This is a genomic window from Pseudomonas sp. Pseu.R1 (assembly GCF_045764065.1).
Lineage (GTDB): Bacteria > Pseudomonadota > Gammaproteobacteria > Pseudomonadales > Pseudomonadaceae > Aquipseudomonas.
The window spans coordinates 1,508,892-1,525,596 of the sequence record NZ_JBJGEE020000001.1; the positions used below are offsets into that span (position 1 = coordinate 1,508,892).

General features: G+C 56.0%; 20 protein-coding genes. 13 read left to right on the forward strand and 7 right to left on the reverse strand.

Annotated features, from left to right (window positions below; translation table 11 throughout):
* The first annotated feature begins 7 nt into the window (after positions 1 to 7).
* From nthA to ACI5GA_RS07110, 10 genes are all read left to right on the forward strand, one after another.
* On the forward strand, positions 8 to 670 hold the full coding sequence (gene nthA, locus ACI5GA_RS07065; protein WP_421422354.1) for a nitrile hydratase subunit alpha: 663 nt from the start codon (positions 8 to 10) through the stop codon (positions 668 to 670).
* 2 nt (positions 671 to 672) lie between these two features.
* Positions 673 to 1,023 (forward strand): nitrile hydratase accessory protein, encoded by a 351-nt coding sequence (locus ACI5GA_RS07070; protein WP_421422355.1) that lies wholly within the window; start codon positions 673 to 675, stop codon positions 1,021 to 1,023.
* Between the two features lie 55 nt (positions 1,024 to 1,078).
* On the forward strand, positions 1,079 to 1,273 hold the full coding sequence (locus tag ACI5GA_RS07075) for a CbtB domain-containing protein (RefSeq protein ID WP_421422356.1): 195 nt from the start codon (positions 1,079 to 1,081) through the stop codon (positions 1,271 to 1,273).
* A 12-nt stretch (positions 1,274 to 1,285) separates the two neighbouring features.
* On the forward strand, positions 1,286 to 2,002 hold the full coding sequence (locus tag ACI5GA_RS07080; RefSeq protein ID WP_421422357.1) for a CbtA family protein: 717 nt from the start codon (positions 1,286 to 1,288) through the stop codon (positions 2,000 to 2,002).
* Positions 2,002 to 2,532 carry a DUF1097 domain-containing protein gene (locus ACI5GA_RS07085; protein ID WP_421422358.1) on the forward strand — a complete coding sequence of 177 codons (531 nt, stop codon included), beginning with the start codon at positions 2,002 to 2,004 and terminating at the stop codon, positions 2,530 to 2,532. The genes ACI5GA_RS07080 and ACI5GA_RS07085 overlap by 1 nt, the downstream gene beginning before the upstream one ends.
* A gap of 9 nt (positions 2,533 to 2,541) precedes the next feature.
* On the forward strand, positions 2,542 to 3,735 hold the full coding sequence (locus tag ACI5GA_RS07090; RefSeq protein WP_421422359.1) for a transporter substrate-binding domain-containing protein: 1,194 nt from the start codon (positions 2,542 to 2,544) through the stop codon (positions 3,733 to 3,735).
* Entirely contained in the window at positions 3,732 to 4,343 is a 612-nt protein-coding gene (locus ACI5GA_RS07095) for an ANTAR domain-containing response regulator (RefSeq protein ID WP_421422360.1), read from the forward strand. The genes ACI5GA_RS07090 and ACI5GA_RS07095 overlap by 4 nt, the downstream gene beginning before the upstream one ends.
* Before the next feature lie 116 nt (positions 4,344 to 4,459).
* Positions 4,460 to 5,476 (forward strand): acetamidase/formamidase family protein, encoded by a 1,017-nt coding sequence (locus tag ACI5GA_RS07100; RefSeq protein ID WP_421422361.1) that lies wholly within the window; start codon positions 4,460 to 4,462, stop codon positions 5,474 to 5,476.
* A 771-nt stretch (positions 5,477 to 6,247) separates the two neighbouring features.
* Entirely contained in the window at positions 6,248 to 6,724 is a 477-nt protein-coding gene (locus ACI5GA_RS07105; RefSeq protein ID WP_421422362.1) for a hypothetical protein, read from the forward strand.
* 869 nt (positions 6,725 to 7,593) lie between these two features.
* Positions 7,594 to 8,088: a hypothetical protein gene (locus ACI5GA_RS07110; protein ID WP_421422363.1), complete on the forward strand. Its 495-nt coding sequence runs from the start codon at positions 7,594 to 7,596 to the stop codon at positions 8,086 to 8,088.
* Positions 8,089 to 8,102: 14 nt separating this feature from the next.
* On the opposite strand, the gene ACI5GA_RS07115 is transcribed toward ACI5GA_RS07110, so the two are convergent.
* From ACI5GA_RS07115 to ACI5GA_RS07125, 3 genes are all read right to left on the reverse strand, one after another.
* Positions 8,103 to 8,609: a hypothetical protein gene (locus ACI5GA_RS07115; protein ID WP_421422364.1), complete on the reverse strand. Its 507-nt coding sequence runs from the start codon at positions 8,607 to 8,609 to the stop codon at positions 8,103 to 8,105.
* Between the two features lie 149 nt (positions 8,610 to 8,758).
* A complete protein-coding gene (gene umuC / locus ACI5GA_RS07120; RefSeq protein WP_421422365.1) occupies positions 8,759 to 10,039 on the reverse strand; it encodes a translesion error-prone DNA polymerase V subunit UmuC in 1,281 nt (426 codons plus the stop codon).
* Positions 10,026 to 10,457: a LexA family protein gene (locus ACI5GA_RS07125; RefSeq protein WP_421422366.1), complete on the reverse strand. Its 432-nt coding sequence runs from the start codon at positions 10,455 to 10,457 to the stop codon at positions 10,026 to 10,028. The genes umuC and ACI5GA_RS07125 overlap by 14 nt, the downstream gene beginning before the upstream one ends.
* A 99-nt stretch (positions 10,458 to 10,556) precedes the next feature.
* Between ACI5GA_RS07125 and ACI5GA_RS07130 the strand changes: the two genes are divergently transcribed.
* Both ACI5GA_RS07130 and ACI5GA_RS07135 read left to right on the forward strand, forming a co-directional pair.
* The gene (locus ACI5GA_RS07130; protein ID WP_421422367.1) at positions 10,557 to 11,267 is read left to right on the forward strand and encodes an SOS response-associated peptidase; all 711 of its coding nucleotides are present in this window, start codon (positions 10,557 to 10,559) and stop codon (positions 11,265 to 11,267) included.
* 37 nt (positions 11,268 to 11,304) lie between these two features.
* Positions 11,305 to 11,631, forward strand: a complete 327-nt coding sequence (locus tag ACI5GA_RS07135; protein ID WP_421425450.1) for a hypothetical protein — start codon at positions 11,305 to 11,307, stop codon at positions 11,629 to 11,631.
* 164 nt (positions 11,632 to 11,795) lie between these two features.
* Here ACI5GA_RS07135 and ACI5GA_RS07140 read toward each other — a convergent pair whose 3' ends face one another.
* Positions 11,796 to 12,032, reverse strand: a complete 237-nt coding sequence (locus ACI5GA_RS07140) for a hypothetical protein (protein ID WP_421422368.1) — start codon at positions 12,030 to 12,032, stop codon at positions 11,796 to 11,798.
* A 206-nt stretch (positions 12,033 to 12,238) separates the two neighbouring features.
* Positions 12,239 to 13,204 carry an oxidoreductase gene (locus tag ACI5GA_RS07145; protein WP_421422369.1) on the reverse strand — a complete coding sequence of 322 codons (966 nt, stop codon included), beginning with the start codon at positions 13,202 to 13,204 and terminating at the stop codon, positions 12,239 to 12,241.
* 85 nt (positions 13,205 to 13,289) lie between these two features.
* On the opposite strand from ACI5GA_RS07145, the gene ACI5GA_RS07150 reads away from it, so the two are divergent.
* A complete protein-coding gene (locus ACI5GA_RS07150; protein WP_421422370.1) occupies positions 13,290 to 14,228 on the forward strand; it encodes an AraC family transcriptional regulator in 939 nt (312 codons plus the stop codon).
* A gap of 259 nt (positions 14,229 to 14,487) precedes the next feature.
* Here the strand turns inward: ACI5GA_RS07150 and ACI5GA_RS07155 are convergent, their stop codons facing one another.
* Together ACI5GA_RS07155 and ACI5GA_RS07160 are read right to left on the reverse strand one after the other, a co-directional pair.
* Positions 14,488 to 15,309: an ATP-binding protein gene (locus tag ACI5GA_RS07155; protein WP_421422371.1), complete on the reverse strand. Its 822-nt coding sequence runs from the start codon at positions 15,307 to 15,309 to the stop codon at positions 14,488 to 14,490.
* Between the two features lie 608 nt (positions 15,310 to 15,917).
* Positions 15,918 to 16,628: an SDR family NAD(P)-dependent oxidoreductase gene (locus ACI5GA_RS07160; RefSeq protein ID WP_421422372.1), complete on the reverse strand. Its 711-nt coding sequence runs from the start codon at positions 16,626 to 16,628 to the stop codon at positions 15,918 to 15,920.
* Between the last annotated feature and the right edge of the window lie 77 nt (positions 16,629 to 16,705).

Sequence of the window (16,705 nt, forward strand, 5' to 3'; positions counted from 1 at the left end):
CGACTTAATGAGTACTCATGACCACGATCACGACCATCAACATGCAGACGGCGAGCACCATCACCACCATGAGCGGGGCCCCGAAAGCTACTACGCTGCGCGCACCAAGGCCCTTGAATCTCTATTTCGGGAGAAAGGGCTGATTGGCACCGACACCGTAGATCGCGTCATCCATTTCTTCGACCACGAAATGGGGCCGTTCAACGGCGCGCGCGTGGTTGCCAAGGCGTGGACTGACGCGGCATTCAAGGAGCGTCTGCTTGAGGATGCCAACAAAGCCATCAAGGAATTGGGGCTGCGCGAAGGGATAGAGGGCGAAAACCTCAAGGTCGTCGAGAACACACCATCCACCCACAACGTCGTGTGCTGCACCCTTTGCTCGTGCTGGCCATGGCCTCTGCTGGGCCTACCTCCGTACTGGTTCAAAGATCCGGTATTCCGCGCCCGGGTCGTACGCGAACCCAGGGCAGTCCTCAAGGATTTCGGCGTAGAACTCGAAACTGCAAAGAAAGTGGCCATCTGGGACAGTAGCGCCCAAGTGCGTTTCTTCGTAATCCCTGAGCGCCCTGAAGGCACTGAGCATTTCTCCGAAGAGCAGTTGGCGGCGCTTGTATCGACCGAAGCGATGCAGGGCTTGGGACTGGTCAGCCAACCCCAGCCAGGAGCTTGATCATGGACGCACTCAAAACCCAAGTTGACCAACTGTGCGGTGACCGTAGCGCGCTACCCAAGAATCAGGAACGGCTCGTGTTCGACGAGCCATGGCAGGGTCGAGCATTCGGTTTGGCGTTGGCCTTGGCTGAACAAGGTTCTTATCAGTGGGATGAGTTCCGCGCCTCGCTGATTTCGAACATCGGCGCCTGGGACAAAAGCCACAGCCCGGACGACCCTGACTGGCACTACTACGAGCACTGGCTGGCATCGCTCGAAAAGCTGGCGATGGATAAAGCCCTGATCACCGAGGATGCCTTGAACGCACGCACGCAAGAGTTTCTAGAGCGCCGTCGCGACGAAGTCATCTGATCCACACACCCGAACCCTGAATACCGACCCTGTAGAACACACGAGAGGCACCATCATGTCCACTGTCCAGACCGTATCGACCACCTCTTCCACGACCTCAGCAACTCAAACCACCCGGCGCGTGCTCAGCGCTTGCTTCGCGGTATCCATGGGGGCGGTGCTGTTGTACTTCGCGGGTTTCTCCAGCATGCCCGCTCTGCACAACACGGCGCACGACACTCGCCACACCATCGGCTTTCCCTGCCACTGAGAGGCGTGATCCATGATCAAGCGCATTTTCCAAACAGCCGTCTTTGCGGGGCTGGGTGCAGCCCTGATGTTGACGCTTATCCAGGCCGTCTGGGTATCTCCACTGATCCTCAAGGCCGAAACCTATGAGCAAGCAGCGAGCGCTCACCACGCTGACACGCATGAGGGCGGTGAGCATCATCATGATGATGAAGGGTGGACGCCCGAGGATGGCTGGCAGCGCGTTACCGCGACTGCAGGTGCCAACCTGGTAGTCGGCGTTGCTTTCGGCCTGATCCTGGCAGGTGCAATCAGCCTGCGGCCACCACGTAAACCGCTCACTGCCGCGTTGTGGGGCCTGGCTGGATACGCGGTGTTTGTATTGGCACCGGCAACTGGCCTGCCTCCAGAGTTGCCGGGCACGCAGGCAGCAGATCTTCACGCCAGGCAGCTCTGGTGGGTGGGCACGGCAATCACCACAGCGATGGGACTGGGCTTGCTGGCATTCAGTCCCATGCTTTGGACGAAAGTCGCCGCAGTGGTGCTCATGGCGACCCCTCACCTCGTCGGTGCACCTCATCTCGCCTCCGCCCAGATGCTAGCTCCGGAAGATCTCTATCATGAGTTCGTCGCGGCCTCACTGGTGTCCGACGCCTTGTTCTGGGTCACCCTTGGTCTGCTGAGCGCCCTCTTCTATCGCCGGGCTGAACGCCCTGTGCCTCTCGCCTCCCCACCCCAGGAGTATGCGTGATGTCGGAATTGACCAGCCTTGCGATAAGCGTCGCTCTCCTGGGAGGGCTCTGCACGTGGTTCACGCTCTCTGTCGGAGTGCTTCTGATCTGGGCTGCGTTTGCAGCCTGGGCATGCTTCTTCCATTCGGGCGGTGATCTGCAGGCACTGCGCACGACCATCGTCTCCAACTGTTTTGGGGTGCTGACCGCCTGGGTGACTGCCGTGGTGATCGTAACGGTGCCTGGAGCTGAGTTGCTGGGTGAACCACTTTGGCCGAGCCTCGTGGTCTGCCTGAGCATCGCATGCTACATATCGGCAGCGCGGTTGAAGTCGTTCTCCTCGATCCCTGCTGTCACCTACGGATACGCGTGCACCTTCGCATTCCTGCTGCAGACCCCTGGTAAGTTCAGCGCAGAGAGCCTGACCAGCTTGAGCTTCTCCAACGCACTGATCGTAGTTCCGGTATCGATGATCATTGGCGCTGTCTTTGCCTTTGGCTCCGCTCGGTTTGCAGCACGGCTACAACGTCGCCCAGCGATGGCGTCCTAAGGGGGCATGATGTCGAATCTTCGTGAAAAGAAGAGCATCCCCATTGGCCTTATGTGCTCGACCACGGGCCCCTATCAGAGCATCGGTACAGCGATGCTCTGCGGTGCCCTGCTGGGTATCCAGCGGGTGTCTGAAGATGTGCGCTTTGGTTTCTCGCTGGATCCCCACATCGTGAATCCTGCCGGCGACCTGGCGCAGTATTACGCGCTGTCTCAGGGCCTTCTGGACAGTGGTATCAAGCACGTGGTCGGCTGCTATACATCGTCAAGCCGAAAGGAAGTCCTGCCGCTGTTTGAGCGCAGAGACGGGTTGCTCTGGTACCCCTCCCACTACGAGGGTTTCGAGTGCAGCGACAACGTCATCTATGTAGGCGCATCACCCAATCAGCACATAATTCCACTCATCAGCTACCTGATGAACGCCGTGGGAAAACGCGCCTACTGCGTTGGCTCCAACTACGTATGGCCGTGGGAAAGCAACCGTGTCATGCGTGAGATTCTGGAGGTCAACGCAGGTGATGTCCTGTGCGAACGGTACCTGCCGATCGGCAGCACGGACGTCGAGCAAGTTATCCAAGAGATTGAGCGACTGAAGCCTGATTTCGTCTTCAGCTCGCTCATAGGTGAATCAGGACGAGCACTGGCTTCAGCGTACGGACAGGCCCTGAACTCAGGCCGAATACCTCGCTCGGTGCCACTGGCGAGCTGCACGCTGTCGGAGGAGGAGCTAAAGGCAGTGGATGAGGAATGCCGGGCTGGCCACATCTGCTCCTCAGTCTATTTCCAGAGCATCCAATCGGCAGAAAACTCCCAATTCGTCGACGAGATCAAGGAGCGATTCGGCTCGGAAATAGTGACGTCTGCGGATGCCGAGGCCTCTTTCATCGCCGTTCTGCTCCTGGCCGAAGCGATACATCGCGCGGGCTCCGATGATGTTCACGAGGTGAAAATCGCATTAGCAGAATGCTGCCTCGACGCCCCGCAGGGCCGAGTTTGGATAGACCCTGACAACTACCACTGCTACCTCACGCCTCGCCTTGGCATTTCCAACTCGCAGGGCGATTTCGAAGTCCTTGCCACGGCGAACGAACCGCAAAAGCCAGATCCCTACCTGACCTGGGTCGACATGCGCAAGGTGACTGACGGCGGATGGATGGGCGGGCAAGGCAGTCGCCTCAACCCTGGCTTGAGGATCATCAAATGAAGAACACTCGGCTTCCCAATCTGCGCGACCACCGAGTCCTGATCCTTCATAAACAGGATCGTGACTATGAGGTTCTGAGCGGTCAACTTGTGAGGCTGGGGCTCAACATTATCGTACCCATCGAAGGCCAGGATGTTCCTTGGTCGGATGTGGATGTGTGTTTCTTCGACGCGAACCAGGCGCATAAAAACACCTTCCCGTGGGCAGACGGCGAACCGCAAGTTCCCCTCATCGCCATGTTCAGCGCCGAAACCCCTGAGCGGATCCACTGGTCGCTGACCCAAAGGGTGTGCGCGTTCCTGGTCAAGCCGGTTCGCTCAAGTGGGACATTTCTCGCCCTGCAGCAAGCGATCTATGAGTTTTCCGCCCGAAAACTGGCAAGTGCCGAACTCGATACTTTGCAAGAGCGTGTAAAAGCCAAACGCATCGTGGTTAAAGCCGTGGTCAAGCTGATGGCCCAGGCGAACATCGACGAAGACGATGCATATGATCAATTAAGAAAATTAAGCATGACCCATCAATTAAGCATGGAGGAAATGTGCCTGATTTTCTTGCAAGGCGAGAGCAAAACAGAGCTCACCCAACTATTACAAACGCGAAGGCGATAATACTTACACCAAGGTCGACCAGATAAACACTCGCCGACCATAAATTTTCAAACCCATCAAGGCACCCAATTTTTTCTGTGCCTCAGGGTACTTTTGTCCAAAAAAGGAGTTAACACATGAGCTGGTTGGAAAATTCCATTATGTATACGCGTGGAGTCGCCCAAGGAAAACAAGGCGAAACCCATGAGTTAACCACTGAACGCCAAGGGAAATTCCATTACACGATGGGCCCCTACTCCGACCCTGTCCTACATATTCAGCCAGGTGATCGGGTCATCGTCGAAACAAGCGATGCGTTCGAAGGCAAGATCAAGCATGAGCATGATCGCCCGAGCCAACTGCTGCGCATGCCATTTCTCAATCCGCAGAATGGGCCCATCATGATCGCAGGCGCTGAAAAGGGGGACGTCGTGGCGGTGCGTATCGAATCGATACTGCCACGAGGTGAAAACCCGCGCGGTACCTGCTGCATGATCCCTCGTTTCGGTGCACTGACCGGCACCGACCTCACCGCAATGCTGACAGACCCCTTGCCGGAGATCACCCGCAAGATCCATGTGGACGAGAAGCACGTCCATTGGAGCGACCGAGTGACGTTGCCCTACCAACCTCACATCGGCACGCTGAGCCTCTCTCCTGAGATCGACTCGATCAACTCGCTCACCCCTGACAACCATGGTGGCAACATGGATCTGCCTGACATGGGCCCAGGCAGCATCACCTACCTGCCCGTTCGCTCCGCAGGCGGGCGCCTCTTCATCGGTGATGCTCACGCGTGCCAGGGAGATGGCGAGGTCTGTGGCACAGCAGTCGAGTTCGAAAGCACGACGACCATTCATGTCGAGCTGATCAAGAACTGGAGCATCGATTGGCCGCGCCTTGAAACTGAGTCGATGCTGATGGCAATCGGCAGCGCTCGCCCACTTGAAGATGCCACACGCATCGCATACTGCGAGCTGATTCTTTGGCTGGAAAAAGAGTACGGCTTTGACCGTTGGGACGCCTACATGATGCTAAGTCAGTGCGGTAAGGTGCGGCTGGGTAATTTTGTAGATCCCAAATATTCGGTTGGCGCCGCTATCGACAAGAAATACCTCGGGCCTGTGCTAGCTTCCAGCAAAGTACTTTCCTGATTCACAACGTCCATGGCACGTTGAGGGCGCGGTAGTCTCGGTATTGCGCCCATACCCGGGCTGCATCTCTGAATAATGCGTCTTCAGCCGCTTCCACAGAGAATTAGTGGAAAGCAGAGCGAGACCCCTCGACCTTGAGCCCAAAATCTTGTGAGAAAGCAGCGTACCGCATCGCACCTGTGGCTCAGCCATACTTAAAAGACGCCCTAGAGCGTAACTTGCAAGCGACTTCTATGGCTGTCACGCAGGCAAACATAATCGACTCGACTTTCCACCTCTCTGAAAATGCACTTCGAGCCATGAATAGGTATGCAAGGGCATCCCGTCCGAAGTTACCCAAGGTAAGCGGGTCAGGCCATCATGTCTGGGCTTGGGTTAGTGGCTGGACAGGTACTCTCCACGATTCAATACGGCTCGCTAAACGATAAGCCGCTGGCGTCCAGGTGCCGCTTCCAGAACATCTGCCGCACTTTTTTCACGCCCAAGCTCATTTTGGGGTGAGAGTCTTCGCTTTCGCTTTCTCACGCGCTGCAGCAAGCCGGGTTACAGAGGTGCAGAGATTGGAGAACAACTACTCATGCTTCGTCACGGCGATTGCTTGACTGGGGTTCACGAGGTGATGGCAGAACGAAATCAAACTGCCACTGGTCGTAGATCTTGCAGAACCCCGGATTCTGGCCGAATAGATCCATGAGCACAGCGTTTACTCACGCTTGATCCTATCCGATAAGACCAATCAGTTCCTTTTCTGGCCTCATTATAGAGCTGCGCATGACAAATAAATTTGTAAACAGCTTGCGAGCGTTGATGTCCGTCCCAAAGGACAATACTGAACTGGTCGAGGCGCAGTACAACGCGTTGGCGCGCCAATTAACCATGATGTATTTCATCCTGCTGACCAACACCTTGATGCTGGCAGGAACTCACCTCTCCGTCGCGCCACGCTGGCTGGTTTTGTATTGTCCGCTGGTTATGACGGTGTTCGGAGCGATTCGAGCGGCAGAGTGGATTCGCACGCGTAGCCGGACGCGGAGCCCGGCGCATAGGCTAGCAGCGCTTAAACGTACGAATCTGCTCGCGCCGTTTGTAGCCGTAGCGTTCACCGCTTGGTCGCTGGCTCTGTTTCCCTACGGAGACAGCTACACGCAGGCCCACGTAGCGTTTACTGCGGTTGAGAAAAGACGCTGCGCATCTAGAACGCCTCGTTCACCTCTCCAAAGGCTGGATTCCTGTAGCATGGGTACTTAGTCTGCTAACTGGGTTAATCACCCTGGTAGGTATCGCCTCGACCAAACTCCTAGGCTACGGTGGCACTAAGGAGCTACTGATGGGCGTTGGCATTCTGCTTTTCTCAGTGGTGCTGTATGGCGTAAGAAAAGCTCAAGGCCTTAAATCGTTGTCTAACTCGTCTCAAACTAGCAGCATTTAATCAATGGCTCACCTGTGTCCCCTGATCATGAAGGGTGGCGCAGGTGGGCAGCTACCATCCTTTCCCCTCAGCCACGCTGCACAAGCCTGTAATTGCGGAACCTACGGGTGAAGCCCATCGACGCCAGACCACGTTAGTTTACATGGGCAGGCGGGGATGTCTGCAGCTCGTAGAATTATGCTGAACATTGCAAAGGCACAACATATAGTGGTTCTGCAAAAAAAAAACAATATTTTTCCATTCGTTTGTAATCAAATGCTAAGGCAGCAGCCTACGGCTGCGAAGCAAAGCGATTTCTTTCTGCTCCCCTGGCCTGTGGTACCACCCTTGTCCCACGCGGTGACCCTAAACCCTTCAAAAGCAAAAACCCTTAAAAGCCAAAGCAAAACCGTGGAGTACCTGAAAGGACAGCGGTGTTCAGAGCTACGCTGCTTTTTCTTTGTTCTCAAATATATATGCTCCGTCGCGTTTAAAATTTTTTAAGGGGGCGACTTGAAAAAAAGCCCCAAAAGGGGCTGATACCCGACGAACGGTCGCTTTGTCTGACATTGTCCGAATAAAGCTGCAGTATTTGGCTGGAGAGCACTGCCTTGCTGCGCCGCGGCCACCTCCGTCTCTCTCAGCATTTTCCCGGTGCAGACCACCCAGGAACCCAGACACGTAACCGCAGAATATGGAGCAGTTCACGATGACCAGCCCCTGCACCACGTTGCCGTCCGATGATGAACGTGCTCGGCTATATGATTTGGTGGAGCAGGCCAAACGACTGGCTGTCCGGTACCGACAACTGACTGGAAAGCCGCTGGGCATCACTGGTGAGATCGCCGAGTGCGAGGCTGCGGCAATCTTGGGAATGGATCTACACGCAGCCCGAACCGCCGGCTACGACGCGACAGAAATGAGGGACGGAATGACTGTGCACGTGCAGATCAAAGGGCGCGTGATAGACAATCCGAAGAAGATCACGGGCCGGATAGGCGCCATCGACCTCAAGCAGCCGTTCGACGTCGTGCAGCTGATTCTCTTGGATTCCGACCTCAATGCGTTCGCGATCTATGAAGCCGAACGACTTGCTGTGGAGACATTACTCACAAGGCCAGGCTCGAAAGCACGAAACGAGAGAGGATCGGTCGGGATCGCTCAATTCAAAGCGATCGCTCGGTTACGCTGGGCTCGCTCGTGAGCATGATCGCTCTTTTAGCGGTTGTCCCCTGCCAGCTTCATCACCCGGTAGTCCTGTACCAGCACCAGTCGTTCCATCATCTCGAAATCTGGATGGTCGCCCATGTGCGTTCGCATCAGGTCGAAAGCATTCATCGACAGAGCGATCGCGTATTTGCTTGTCTCACCTTGAGCTAGGTAGGGGATGTTGAATGCAATCGCATCGAAAAGCCCCTGTGCCGCCTCGCGCTCAACGCTCTGTACAAAATCCTCAGTTGGCGGGCTGAAGTCGACCGTGTTCCGAACCATCCCCATCGCCATCTCATTCAACTCATGGAGCTGAAGCCTGATCGACGCGGAAAAAGGGATTGCGTCGTTGTGCGCTAGATCCGTCAGGCCACACAACCGGCTGACTTGAGCGTGGATGTCATTTTTCTCCGTCGAGCCGCTCCTATCCTCGATCAGGTACTTGAGCTGATCCAGCTCTTCCGTAATGGCCGCAACGATGGATGCTTCCCAATCTGAAGCCTGCGTGTGGGACATCGTCTACCTCCTAGGTGTTAACAGCGGATAGTAATCTCACCGCCCGGCGTCTTCGCCAGTCACAGCTCATCGTGAGCGCCCACGGTCATGTGCTACGAAGCTTGCCTGTGCAAGGGTTCGACATCGACCACACCTGGAGCCCACTGATCTCACCTGGCTTTAACCGTCCAGAGCTGATCCAACCTTGTGGTGAAACTCTGACTCATCAGATCCCGACGCATCGCCCACCCTGGGTCTTTGGGTACGCTGGCCAAACGAAGCACTCCCCTCCCCCAGCGGGCATTGATCTCATCCAGAACCCCCATCACTTTATCAGCCACAGCAGGCTGCGAATGCGCGAACAGATCGTCCGTGTACTCGCTTGGCTGCCGTAAATCCAGGAGAAGTACTTCGGCCTTGCTGTACTTGAAGCCCGCCATGAAGAGGCGATTTACCGCCTCGGTGGCAGCCTTGGTCATCAGCCGCACATCGTTGGTGGGATACGGCAACTCGACCAGTGCTCCATTGGCGTACTTGGCTTCTTCCGGATTGAACATGCCGGTACGTATGCTGACGCGGATCTTCTTGCACAGTGAATTCTGCGCCCGAAGCTTTTCCGCCGCCCGCTGGGTATACGTGGCCACGGCCTCTTTGATCGGCTCGATGTCGGTCGGACGAGTGCCGAACATTCGGCTGCAGCAGATTTCCTGCTTGGGCGGATCAGCTTCCCCCAGTTCCAGGCATGAAGTGCCGGCGAGCTCACGAGCAGTCTTCTCGATCACCACGCTGAATTTTTGCCTGAGCGTCCAAGCATCGGCCTTGGCCAAGTCCATCGCGCTCTTGATGCCCATAACTTCAAGGTGCGCTTTCATCCGCTTGCCGACACCCCACACCTCCCCAACCAGGGTGTTGCGCAGCGTCCAATCGCATTTGAACTGGTCGCAAAGATCCACCACACCGCCAGTCTGATCGATCAAGCGTTTTGCGGTGTGATTCGCAAGCTTGGCCAAGGTCTTGGTTCGAGCGATCCCAACCCCTACCGGGATGCCAGTGTGCTTGAAAATCGTCGCGCGGATATTCCGGCCAAAGGCCGTCAGGTCGCCCGGAATGCCGGTCAAATCTGCGAACGCTTCATCAATGCTGTAGACCTCGAGCGCCGGCACCATGGACTCGATGATGGTCATCACGCGCTCGCTCATATCGCCGTACAGCGCGTAGTTGCTGCTGAAGGCAACCACGCCGTTTCGTCGCAGATGGTCTTTGATCTGAAAGTACGGCTGGCCCATTTTCACGAAAGGCTTGGCGTCGTATGAGCGGGCAATCACACACCCATCGTTGTTGGAGAGAACAACAATGGGGGTGCGTGCAAGATCTGGCCGGAAGACGCGCTCGCAACTCGCGTAAAAGCTGTTGCAGTCGATCAGGGCAAAGACAGGCTCAGGCGTTGTCATGATCGCGGATGCTGTATTTCACGACGCCCCAGATCACCAACTCGTCGCCTTCCATCACGTGCCGAGGTGGGTACTTCGGGTTCTCCGATCTCAGGATCACCGAGTTACCGTGCATGTCCAGGCGCTTGCAGACCGGCTCGGTGTTGAGGGCCGCGATGACGATGTCCCCATGCTCCGCATACAGACTGCGGTCAACGATCACCATGTCACCGTTGTAGATCCCCGCCCCCTGCATGCTGTCTCCCTCGATCTTGACGAGGTAAACGTGAGGTGCACGGACATCGAACAGCTCGTCCAGCGAGATATGCTTTTCAATATGGTCGGCGGCAGGCGATGGGAAGCCTGCCGGCACCTTGAACGAGTAGAGAGGCAGCTTTTCGCCGCCGTTTTCCAGTGGGCCGAGGATAGTGATGCTCATGGTGCAAGCCTTGTTGTGGGTTACTGTACGTATATACAGTTAACGTTCTACTCGGCTTGCGGTCAATCTCGTAAGAGAGAAAATTCGACAGGTGACATCATGTGCGGACGCTACTCGATCTACGAATCGATGGATCACTACCTCAAGGAGCTTGCTCCAAAGCAGTTGGTGATCAATGGATACGACCTGTGGCCGATTGAGCGCTACAACGTCGCACCGACCACTCGCGTTGAAATCATCCGCCCTGTCGAGGATGGCTTGAGCGTAGACAAAGTGCGCTGGGGATGGGCTCCGTTCTGGGCCAAGGGCAAGCGACCTGATCCGATCAACGCTAGGGTCGAGACCGTCATGAGCGGGAAATTTTTCAAGCAGCTTTGGCCCAATGGCCGAGTCCTGGCTCCCGCAAATGGCTGGTATGAATGGGTCAAGGATCCAGTTGATCCCAAAAAAAAGCAGCCCTACTTCATCACCTTGACAGACCAGACTCCGATGTTCTTCGCGGGTTTGGCCGAGGTGCACCAGGCCATTGAGCCGGACGAGCGTGATGGCTTTGTCATCATCACGGCAGCAAGTGACCAAGGCATGGTCGATATCCATGACCGTAAGCCGTTGGTGCTTGCCCCTGAGCATGCGAGGGAGTGGGTAGACCCTGAGACGTCACCCGAGCGTGCGGCTGAGATCGCCATTGAGCATTGTCGGCCCACTGAGGAGTTTCATTGGTACAAGGTGGGCAAGGATGTGGGGAATGTGCGGAATCAAGGGCCGCATTTGATTACCCCCCTGTCTGGGCCCTCGGATGTCGACGACTAAGGCACCTGAGTTCAGTCGTATCTTAGGAGGTCAGATGATGAATCCAACCACCCCAGACGGTCGCTATTTCGTTGTCAAAGGACGGCTGTGGCGTTGTTCGAATCCGGCGCTTGATGAAGACGAACGTCAGAGATTGGTGAATGAGCTGATGGACGCCAGGCGGGCTGTGAAGGCCGCCAAGGCTTCAGGTGATCCTGGCAAAATGAAGACCGCCCGTGGGGCTGTACAGGCAGCCAAGGAGGCGTTAGGAGAACGAGGGCCGGTTTGGTGGGGTGACGGAGCGCCGGATCTGAATAGGCATATGGTGGAGAACACGCCATATTCGGATTGGTACCATCAGCTAGAACCACCGGCTGAAAGATAACGACTCTGGGTCAAGCGCTGTCACTACTACCCGCCCAGCAACAACGATTGTAGATACAAGACCAAACTGCTCAGAAAACTCAAGGGGATTACGGATATCGATAGTCACGGGCGCTGACAATGCTTGATAAAGCTAGGGCATGAAGCCCTAGCAGATCATTGCCGTCACTTTTTCTTTTTGGCAGGCTTATCACCCTTCTCAGATTTCTTAGCCTTGTCCGGCTTGCTATCAGCTTTTTTTGCTGACTTTTTCGGCTCAGCGGCCTTCTTATCTTTCTTTTCGGAAGACTTGGAAAGCGCGGATGCCGCAGCTGATTTCTTAGCCGGTGATGCCTTTTTATCCTTCAATTCCTTGCTAGCCTTCGAAGCATCACCTTTGCTTTTCTTGTCGTCTTTAGCCACGTCAACACCTCTCGGAATTTGCCTAGATTGGCAGGTGGCCTGCAGAGATATCCACAAGCTAACTATTAGGCGAGCGCTTGCGTAGGCGGTTCAATCTGTTTAGACGTTGGGGGGTGACTGGTGACTACGGGACATTGCCCTACGGTTTTACAATTTCTAGTTAGTCGTGGAAAGACTTTCAGCCCAATGCATGAACCTGTTCTGGTTCACAGGGAAACTCCCGTCCACGCCTCGGAAATGTGCCAGAGCTGCTCTGCAAACTCGGGATTGGCCGCCCATCGCGCCACTCCCTTGCGACCTATCTCGAGGTTGTTGATCGGCGCGATATCGCAGTCTTCGCAATAGACACCGCCCTTACCTTCCAATGCCGAGCTGGTCGCGCACCACAGTCCCGTTGCCGCGCCCTGATCTAGATTTTTGAGGCCGAGCTCTGGTGCGATTTTTTGCTGGCCGCTCTCATCAAAGACGTCAAACGCATCGATCTCGGCGCTAGTCAGGTGACGTCCCAAGTCAGTTAGGATTTGACCGGGGTGAAGTGAAAACGCGCGTACGCCGAGGCTAGAACCGCGCTTGTCGAGACCCATTGCGAACAGCGCGTTGGCTGTTTTCGACTGACCATACGCCGCCCATTTATCATACGGACGACTAATGAAGTCGATGTCATCAAAGTCGACACCGGCTATCTGATGACCTCGCGATGACACCGAGACCACCCGGGCAGTGCCAGCTGCTACAAGTGCTGGCCACAACCCACACACCAGACGAAAGTGCCCCAGATGATTGATCGCGAACTGACTTTCGTGACCATCGAGATCTCGTGCCAAAGGCGAGGCCATGACGCCCGCACAATTGATCAACAACGAAAGCGGTTGTCCGCGCCGAACGAATTGAGCGGTGAAAGCTTGAATGGAGTCGGGATCGATCAGATCCATCGGGTGGACAGAGATACCCTCTTCGCCCGCCAGGGCCTTGCGCGCACGATCAGGGTTTCTGGCCGGAACGATGACCTGAGCACCTGCACGGGCCAGGCTTTTAGCGGTGACCAGCCCTAAGCCGGAATATCCACCGGTGACAACGGCCAGATGCCCAGCTAGATCCACCCCGGCCATGACTTCAGTCGCAGCAGTGGCAGCGGTGAAAGTTGAAAAAATAGGTTCCTGCGGCGTTGTCATGATGGGCTCCCAGTTAGATGGCGTGAGCGCCCATTGTTCTTTAAGATGCCTGGACGAAACAGTTCAGATAATCCAGGTTTCTGTCTTGATCATCCAAAATCCCGTTTCAGATCCCTTATCCGACGTACTCGCGCTGGCAGGGCTTCACGCCGCATGCTCCGTACGCCTGCAGGCAGGTGGGCAATGGGCCCTGCGTTTTCGACCGATTGAACTCAAATTCAACGTCGTGCGACGTGGTCAGTGCTGGCTGCGCATCGAAGGCAGCCAGCCGCGTCACTTGCGGGCGGGCGACTGCTTCATGATTTCCCGCACCCCGTTTATCCTCGCGAGCGATCCGGAAGGCGATGCGGTCAACGCGTCCGATGCCTTCGCGCAGTTCAGCACACTCGCCACCTTGGGGGCCGGTGACGATGTGGAGTTACTGGGTGGCAGTGTGAGGCTGATCAATGCCGGCGCCGGCCAGCTTCTGTCGCTGCTGCCGCCTGCGATCATCATCAGTGCAGCATCGGGTGCCGCCTCGTCGTTTGCCTGGTTGCTGGATGAACTGGACAGGGAATGGCAGTCAGCGCAACCAGGCGCCAACGCCATGTGCAACGACCTGCTTCGTCTGATTTTCCTCCATGGATTGCGCCATCACATCAGCACAGCCGATGTCGCCGACCTTGCCTGGCTGGGAGGCCTACGCGACCCTGCTATCGCGAACGTGATGCGCGCCATTCATGGTGCCCCGGAGAAATCCTGGACATTGGCGCAGATGGCGGAGATCGCTTGCATGTCGCGATCCAGCTTTGCAGCACTGTTCAAGCACCGGGTAGGACATTCTCCTGTTGAGTACGCGACTCGCTGGCGCATGCAAGTTGCCGCCTCTAGGTTATATGCGAGCCGGGAAAGTGTGGCGACCGTGGCGGCCTCCTTGGGTTATCTGTCAGATGCTGCTTTTGGAGTCGCCTTTCGCCGGGTTCACGGAAAATCGCCTGGGCAGTATCGGCGAGAGGCGGTACGTGAATACGTTCAATCGCCGTAATCACACACGGTATTTCTTTTCTGAGAGGCGATTCCGACAGTAACTCCACATCCAATGTGCTTGGATGCTTGATACTCACTCCACCGCTTCTAGGGTCATTACCATGACAGTCACATCATCGGTGCCCCGCCTATAGTCCCGGTTCAGAACGGCAGCGATCACCGCCGGATGACGATGCAAAAGTCCCGGGTAGTCGTGCAGACTCCAGCGTGATTTCAAACCATCACTGTATAAGATCAGCAGCTGCCCCGCGCACCCTTCAATATTCGCGCCCCCCCTTCCGGTAACGGTTCCCGACGATCCCAGGGTACGATGCCAGTCCCCTCGGCTTTTCATGACCGATCAGCACTGCGCCGATATCGCCTATCCCCAAGAAGCGCAATCTGTCCTCTGCAGCATCGAATTGGGCAACGGCCACGACACCCCCACGCGTGCCGTACATCTCGTTGTGAATTTCCTCAAGGAGCAAAACTGGCTCGGCAAAGGGGTCTCGGTTGAATCCTCTTGCTCCGGCCATCGCCGCAGATTCGGCGTCCGGCCCATGCCCTAGACCGTCAATCATCAGCATACTCAGGCGTTTACCTTGTATTGCTACCTCCCAAATGTCCCCACATGCGGGATCGTCGCGCAAAGCATGCTGACTTATCCCGAAGCGCACGTCTGTCGTGTTGGCTGAACGGGGGTATAAGCGCGTCAGAATAACCGTGCCGCGATGGTCGGTATATGTGTCGAATACTTCGGCGCTGTTCTGGATCGAATGTGCCACTTCCCCCTGAATGCGCGTATCAAGGCCGTCGCGCATCGGGCTTTGTAGTTCTGGGGCTGGGGAGAGATAAAGTGCGACAATTTCAACGCCGGGGTTGCCCCCTGGCAGAATGCGGATGTGCAACTCACCACCCCTTTTGCAAGAGAGGATGGTCTCAGTGAGCTTATTAACACAGAGCTCAACGCGGCAGGAGTAACTGGCATCAAACCCAACCCGCTCAGCCGCACTCCGGACTGTCCGCGTCGCATACGACGCCTGAGTTCGATCTTCGATTAGCAACACCTGAGTGAGACTGGTGTGGAAGTTTAAACTCATCTTCGACCAACTCCCTGGGCTGGCCAGAAGCTACGGAATGGTATTAGGTTTCTGCTGGCCGCACAGCCAGACTGGAAATGCGAGGATGTCGTCATCAACGGCTACTCAGGAGGTTTCGGGCTTACAAGCTAAGGTCGCGAATCATTGGGTACTGTATTGTAATGCGCGCACCTGTCTCCGATCGTTGGAGGGGATTCGCCAGCCCGCGTTCCATAATGTTTGCGCACCTGCCCCGCGCCTCAGCGCTCGCACGCCCAAGCCTGTTATCTCTAACCCCACCCATTCCGCGATTCAGCCGTCCGTTAAAGGCTATCGTCAATCGCCCCAACTCCCTTCTTGCGCCGCTGACGATAGATTTCCAACGGCACACCACCTTGGCTTATGTCCTCTATCTCGTGCTCACGGAAAATCACGGTCGTATCTTCACGAGCTTTGCCCATGACGTTGAACAGTAAATGGCAATGCCTTCGTAGACAGCTGCTTTCTGATCTGCGGTGGTTCTGTTTGCACCCGGTGCGGTGCCTTCCCGGGTGACCAGGGTGTTTACGATGGGCATAAGCGTTCTCCGAAATGATGCGCAGAGAGGGATTACCGCTCTGCGCCAACGATCAACGACCGGCGATGAGGCCGCCGTCAACGTGAAGGATTTCACCGGTCGAAAAGGCAGCATCCTCCAGATAAAGAACGGCACGGACGATGTCCTCAACCTCGCCCAGCTTTTTCATGGGATGGAATGCTGCCAGTTGCTCGACAGTTGCAGGGTCGTGCATCGGCGTCCGAATAACGCCGGGGGCAACGGCATTGACCCGAATCCCTTTTGTGGCGTACTCGATGGCCAGGCTCTTAGTGGCAGAGTTCATGCCGCCTTTGGTTAACATGGCAATGAAGGCAGGGGACAGTGAACTGGCAAACTCGGCTGTGGAGGCCGTGATTTGCACGACGTGACCAGTGCCTTGTTTCAGCATCACCGGAATGACCGCTTGGGTCGCGAAATAGAAACCGTCTAGGTTGGTCTTCAGTTTCAGGCGGTAATCTTCCTCTGTGTAGTCTGTAAACGCCTTTCCAATGAAGATGCCGGCGTTGTTCACAAGCGTATCGATGCGGCCAAATCTCTCCGTGGCCGCCGCCACGAGACGCTTGCTCGTTTCCGGATCCCCAATATCTCCCGCGACTGTGACCAGGCCTGCGTCATGGGATGGCTGGATCTTGCGGGACGTGGCGACGACTCCGTAACCTCTCGCACGGTACGCCTGCACGATCGCTTCGCCCATCCCTTGTGATGCGCCGGTAACGATGGCTACTTTTTTGAAATCTGACATGGCTCGACTCCTTAATGCTCGTTGGTTGAGCAGAAGATAAAGCGTTGTCAGCTGTTCAAAAATTCCCTATCTTCGAT

What these genes read in the sequence shown, in the direction of transcription:
- nthA (WP_421422354.1), top strand. Translation starts at nt 8, where the DNA reads ATGAGTACTCATGACCACGATCACGACCATCAACATGCAGACGGCGAG.
- ACI5GA_RS07070 (WP_421422355.1), top strand. Translation starts at nt 673, where the DNA reads ATGGACGCACTCAAAACCCAAGTTGACCAACTGTGCGGTGACCGTAGC.
- ACI5GA_RS07075 (WP_421422356.1), top strand. Translation starts at nt 1,079, where the DNA reads ATGTCCACTGTCCAGACCGTATCGACCACCTCTTCCACGACCTCAGCA.
- ACI5GA_RS07080 (WP_421422357.1), top strand. Translation starts at nt 1,286, where the DNA reads ATGATCAAGCGCATTTTCCAAACAGCCGTCTTTGCGGGGCTGGGTGCA.
- ACI5GA_RS07085 (WP_421422358.1), top strand. Translation starts at nt 2,002, where the DNA reads ATGTCGGAATTGACCAGCCTTGCGATAAGCGTCGCTCTCCTGGGAGGG.
- ACI5GA_RS07090 (WP_421422359.1), top strand. Translation starts at nt 2,542, where the DNA reads ATGTCGAATCTTCGTGAAAAGAAGAGCATCCCCATTGGCCTTATGTGC.
- ACI5GA_RS07095 (WP_421422360.1), top strand. Translation starts at nt 3,732, where the DNA reads ATGAAGAACACTCGGCTTCCCAATCTGCGCGACCACCGAGTCCTGATC.
- ACI5GA_RS07100 (WP_421422361.1), top strand. Translation starts at nt 4,460, where the DNA reads ATGAGCTGGTTGGAAAATTCCATTATGTATACGCGTGGAGTCGCCCAA.
- ACI5GA_RS07105 (WP_421422362.1), top strand. Translation starts at nt 6,248, where the DNA reads ATGACAAATAAATTTGTAAACAGCTTGCGAGCGTTGATGTCCGTCCCA.
- ACI5GA_RS07110 (WP_421422363.1), top strand. Translation starts at nt 7,594, where the DNA reads ATGACCAGCCCCTGCACCACGTTGCCGTCCGATGATGAACGTGCTCGG.
- ACI5GA_RS07115 (WP_421422364.1), bottom strand. Translation starts at nt 8,609, where the DNA reads ATGTCCCACACGCAGGCTTCAGATTGGGAAGCATCCATCGTTGCGGCC.
- umuC (WP_421422365.1), bottom strand. Translation starts at nt 10,039, where the DNA reads ATGACAACGCCTGAGCCTGTCTTTGCCCTGATCGACTGCAACAGCTTT.
- ACI5GA_RS07125 (WP_421422366.1), bottom strand. Translation starts at nt 10,457, where the DNA reads ATGAGCATCACTATCCTCGGCCCACTGGAAAACGGCGGCGAAAAGCTG.
- ACI5GA_RS07130 (WP_421422367.1), top strand. Translation starts at nt 10,557, where the DNA reads ATGTGCGGACGCTACTCGATCTACGAATCGATGGATCACTACCTCAAG.
- ACI5GA_RS07135 (WP_421425450.1), top strand. Translation starts at nt 11,305, where the DNA reads ATGAATCCAACCACCCCAGACGGTCGCTATTTCGTTGTCAAAGGACGG.
- ACI5GA_RS07145 (WP_421422369.1), bottom strand. Translation starts at nt 13,204, where the DNA reads ATGACAACGCCGCAGGAACCTATTTTTTCAACTTTCACCGCTGCCACT.
- ACI5GA_RS07155 (WP_421422371.1), bottom strand. Translation starts at nt 15,309, where the DNA reads ATGAGTTTAAACTTCCACACCAGTCTCACTCAGGTGTTGCTAATCGAA.
- ACI5GA_RS07160 (WP_421422372.1), bottom strand. Translation starts at nt 16,628, where the DNA reads ATGTCAGATTTCAAAAAAGTAGCCATCGTTACCGGCGCATCACAAGGG.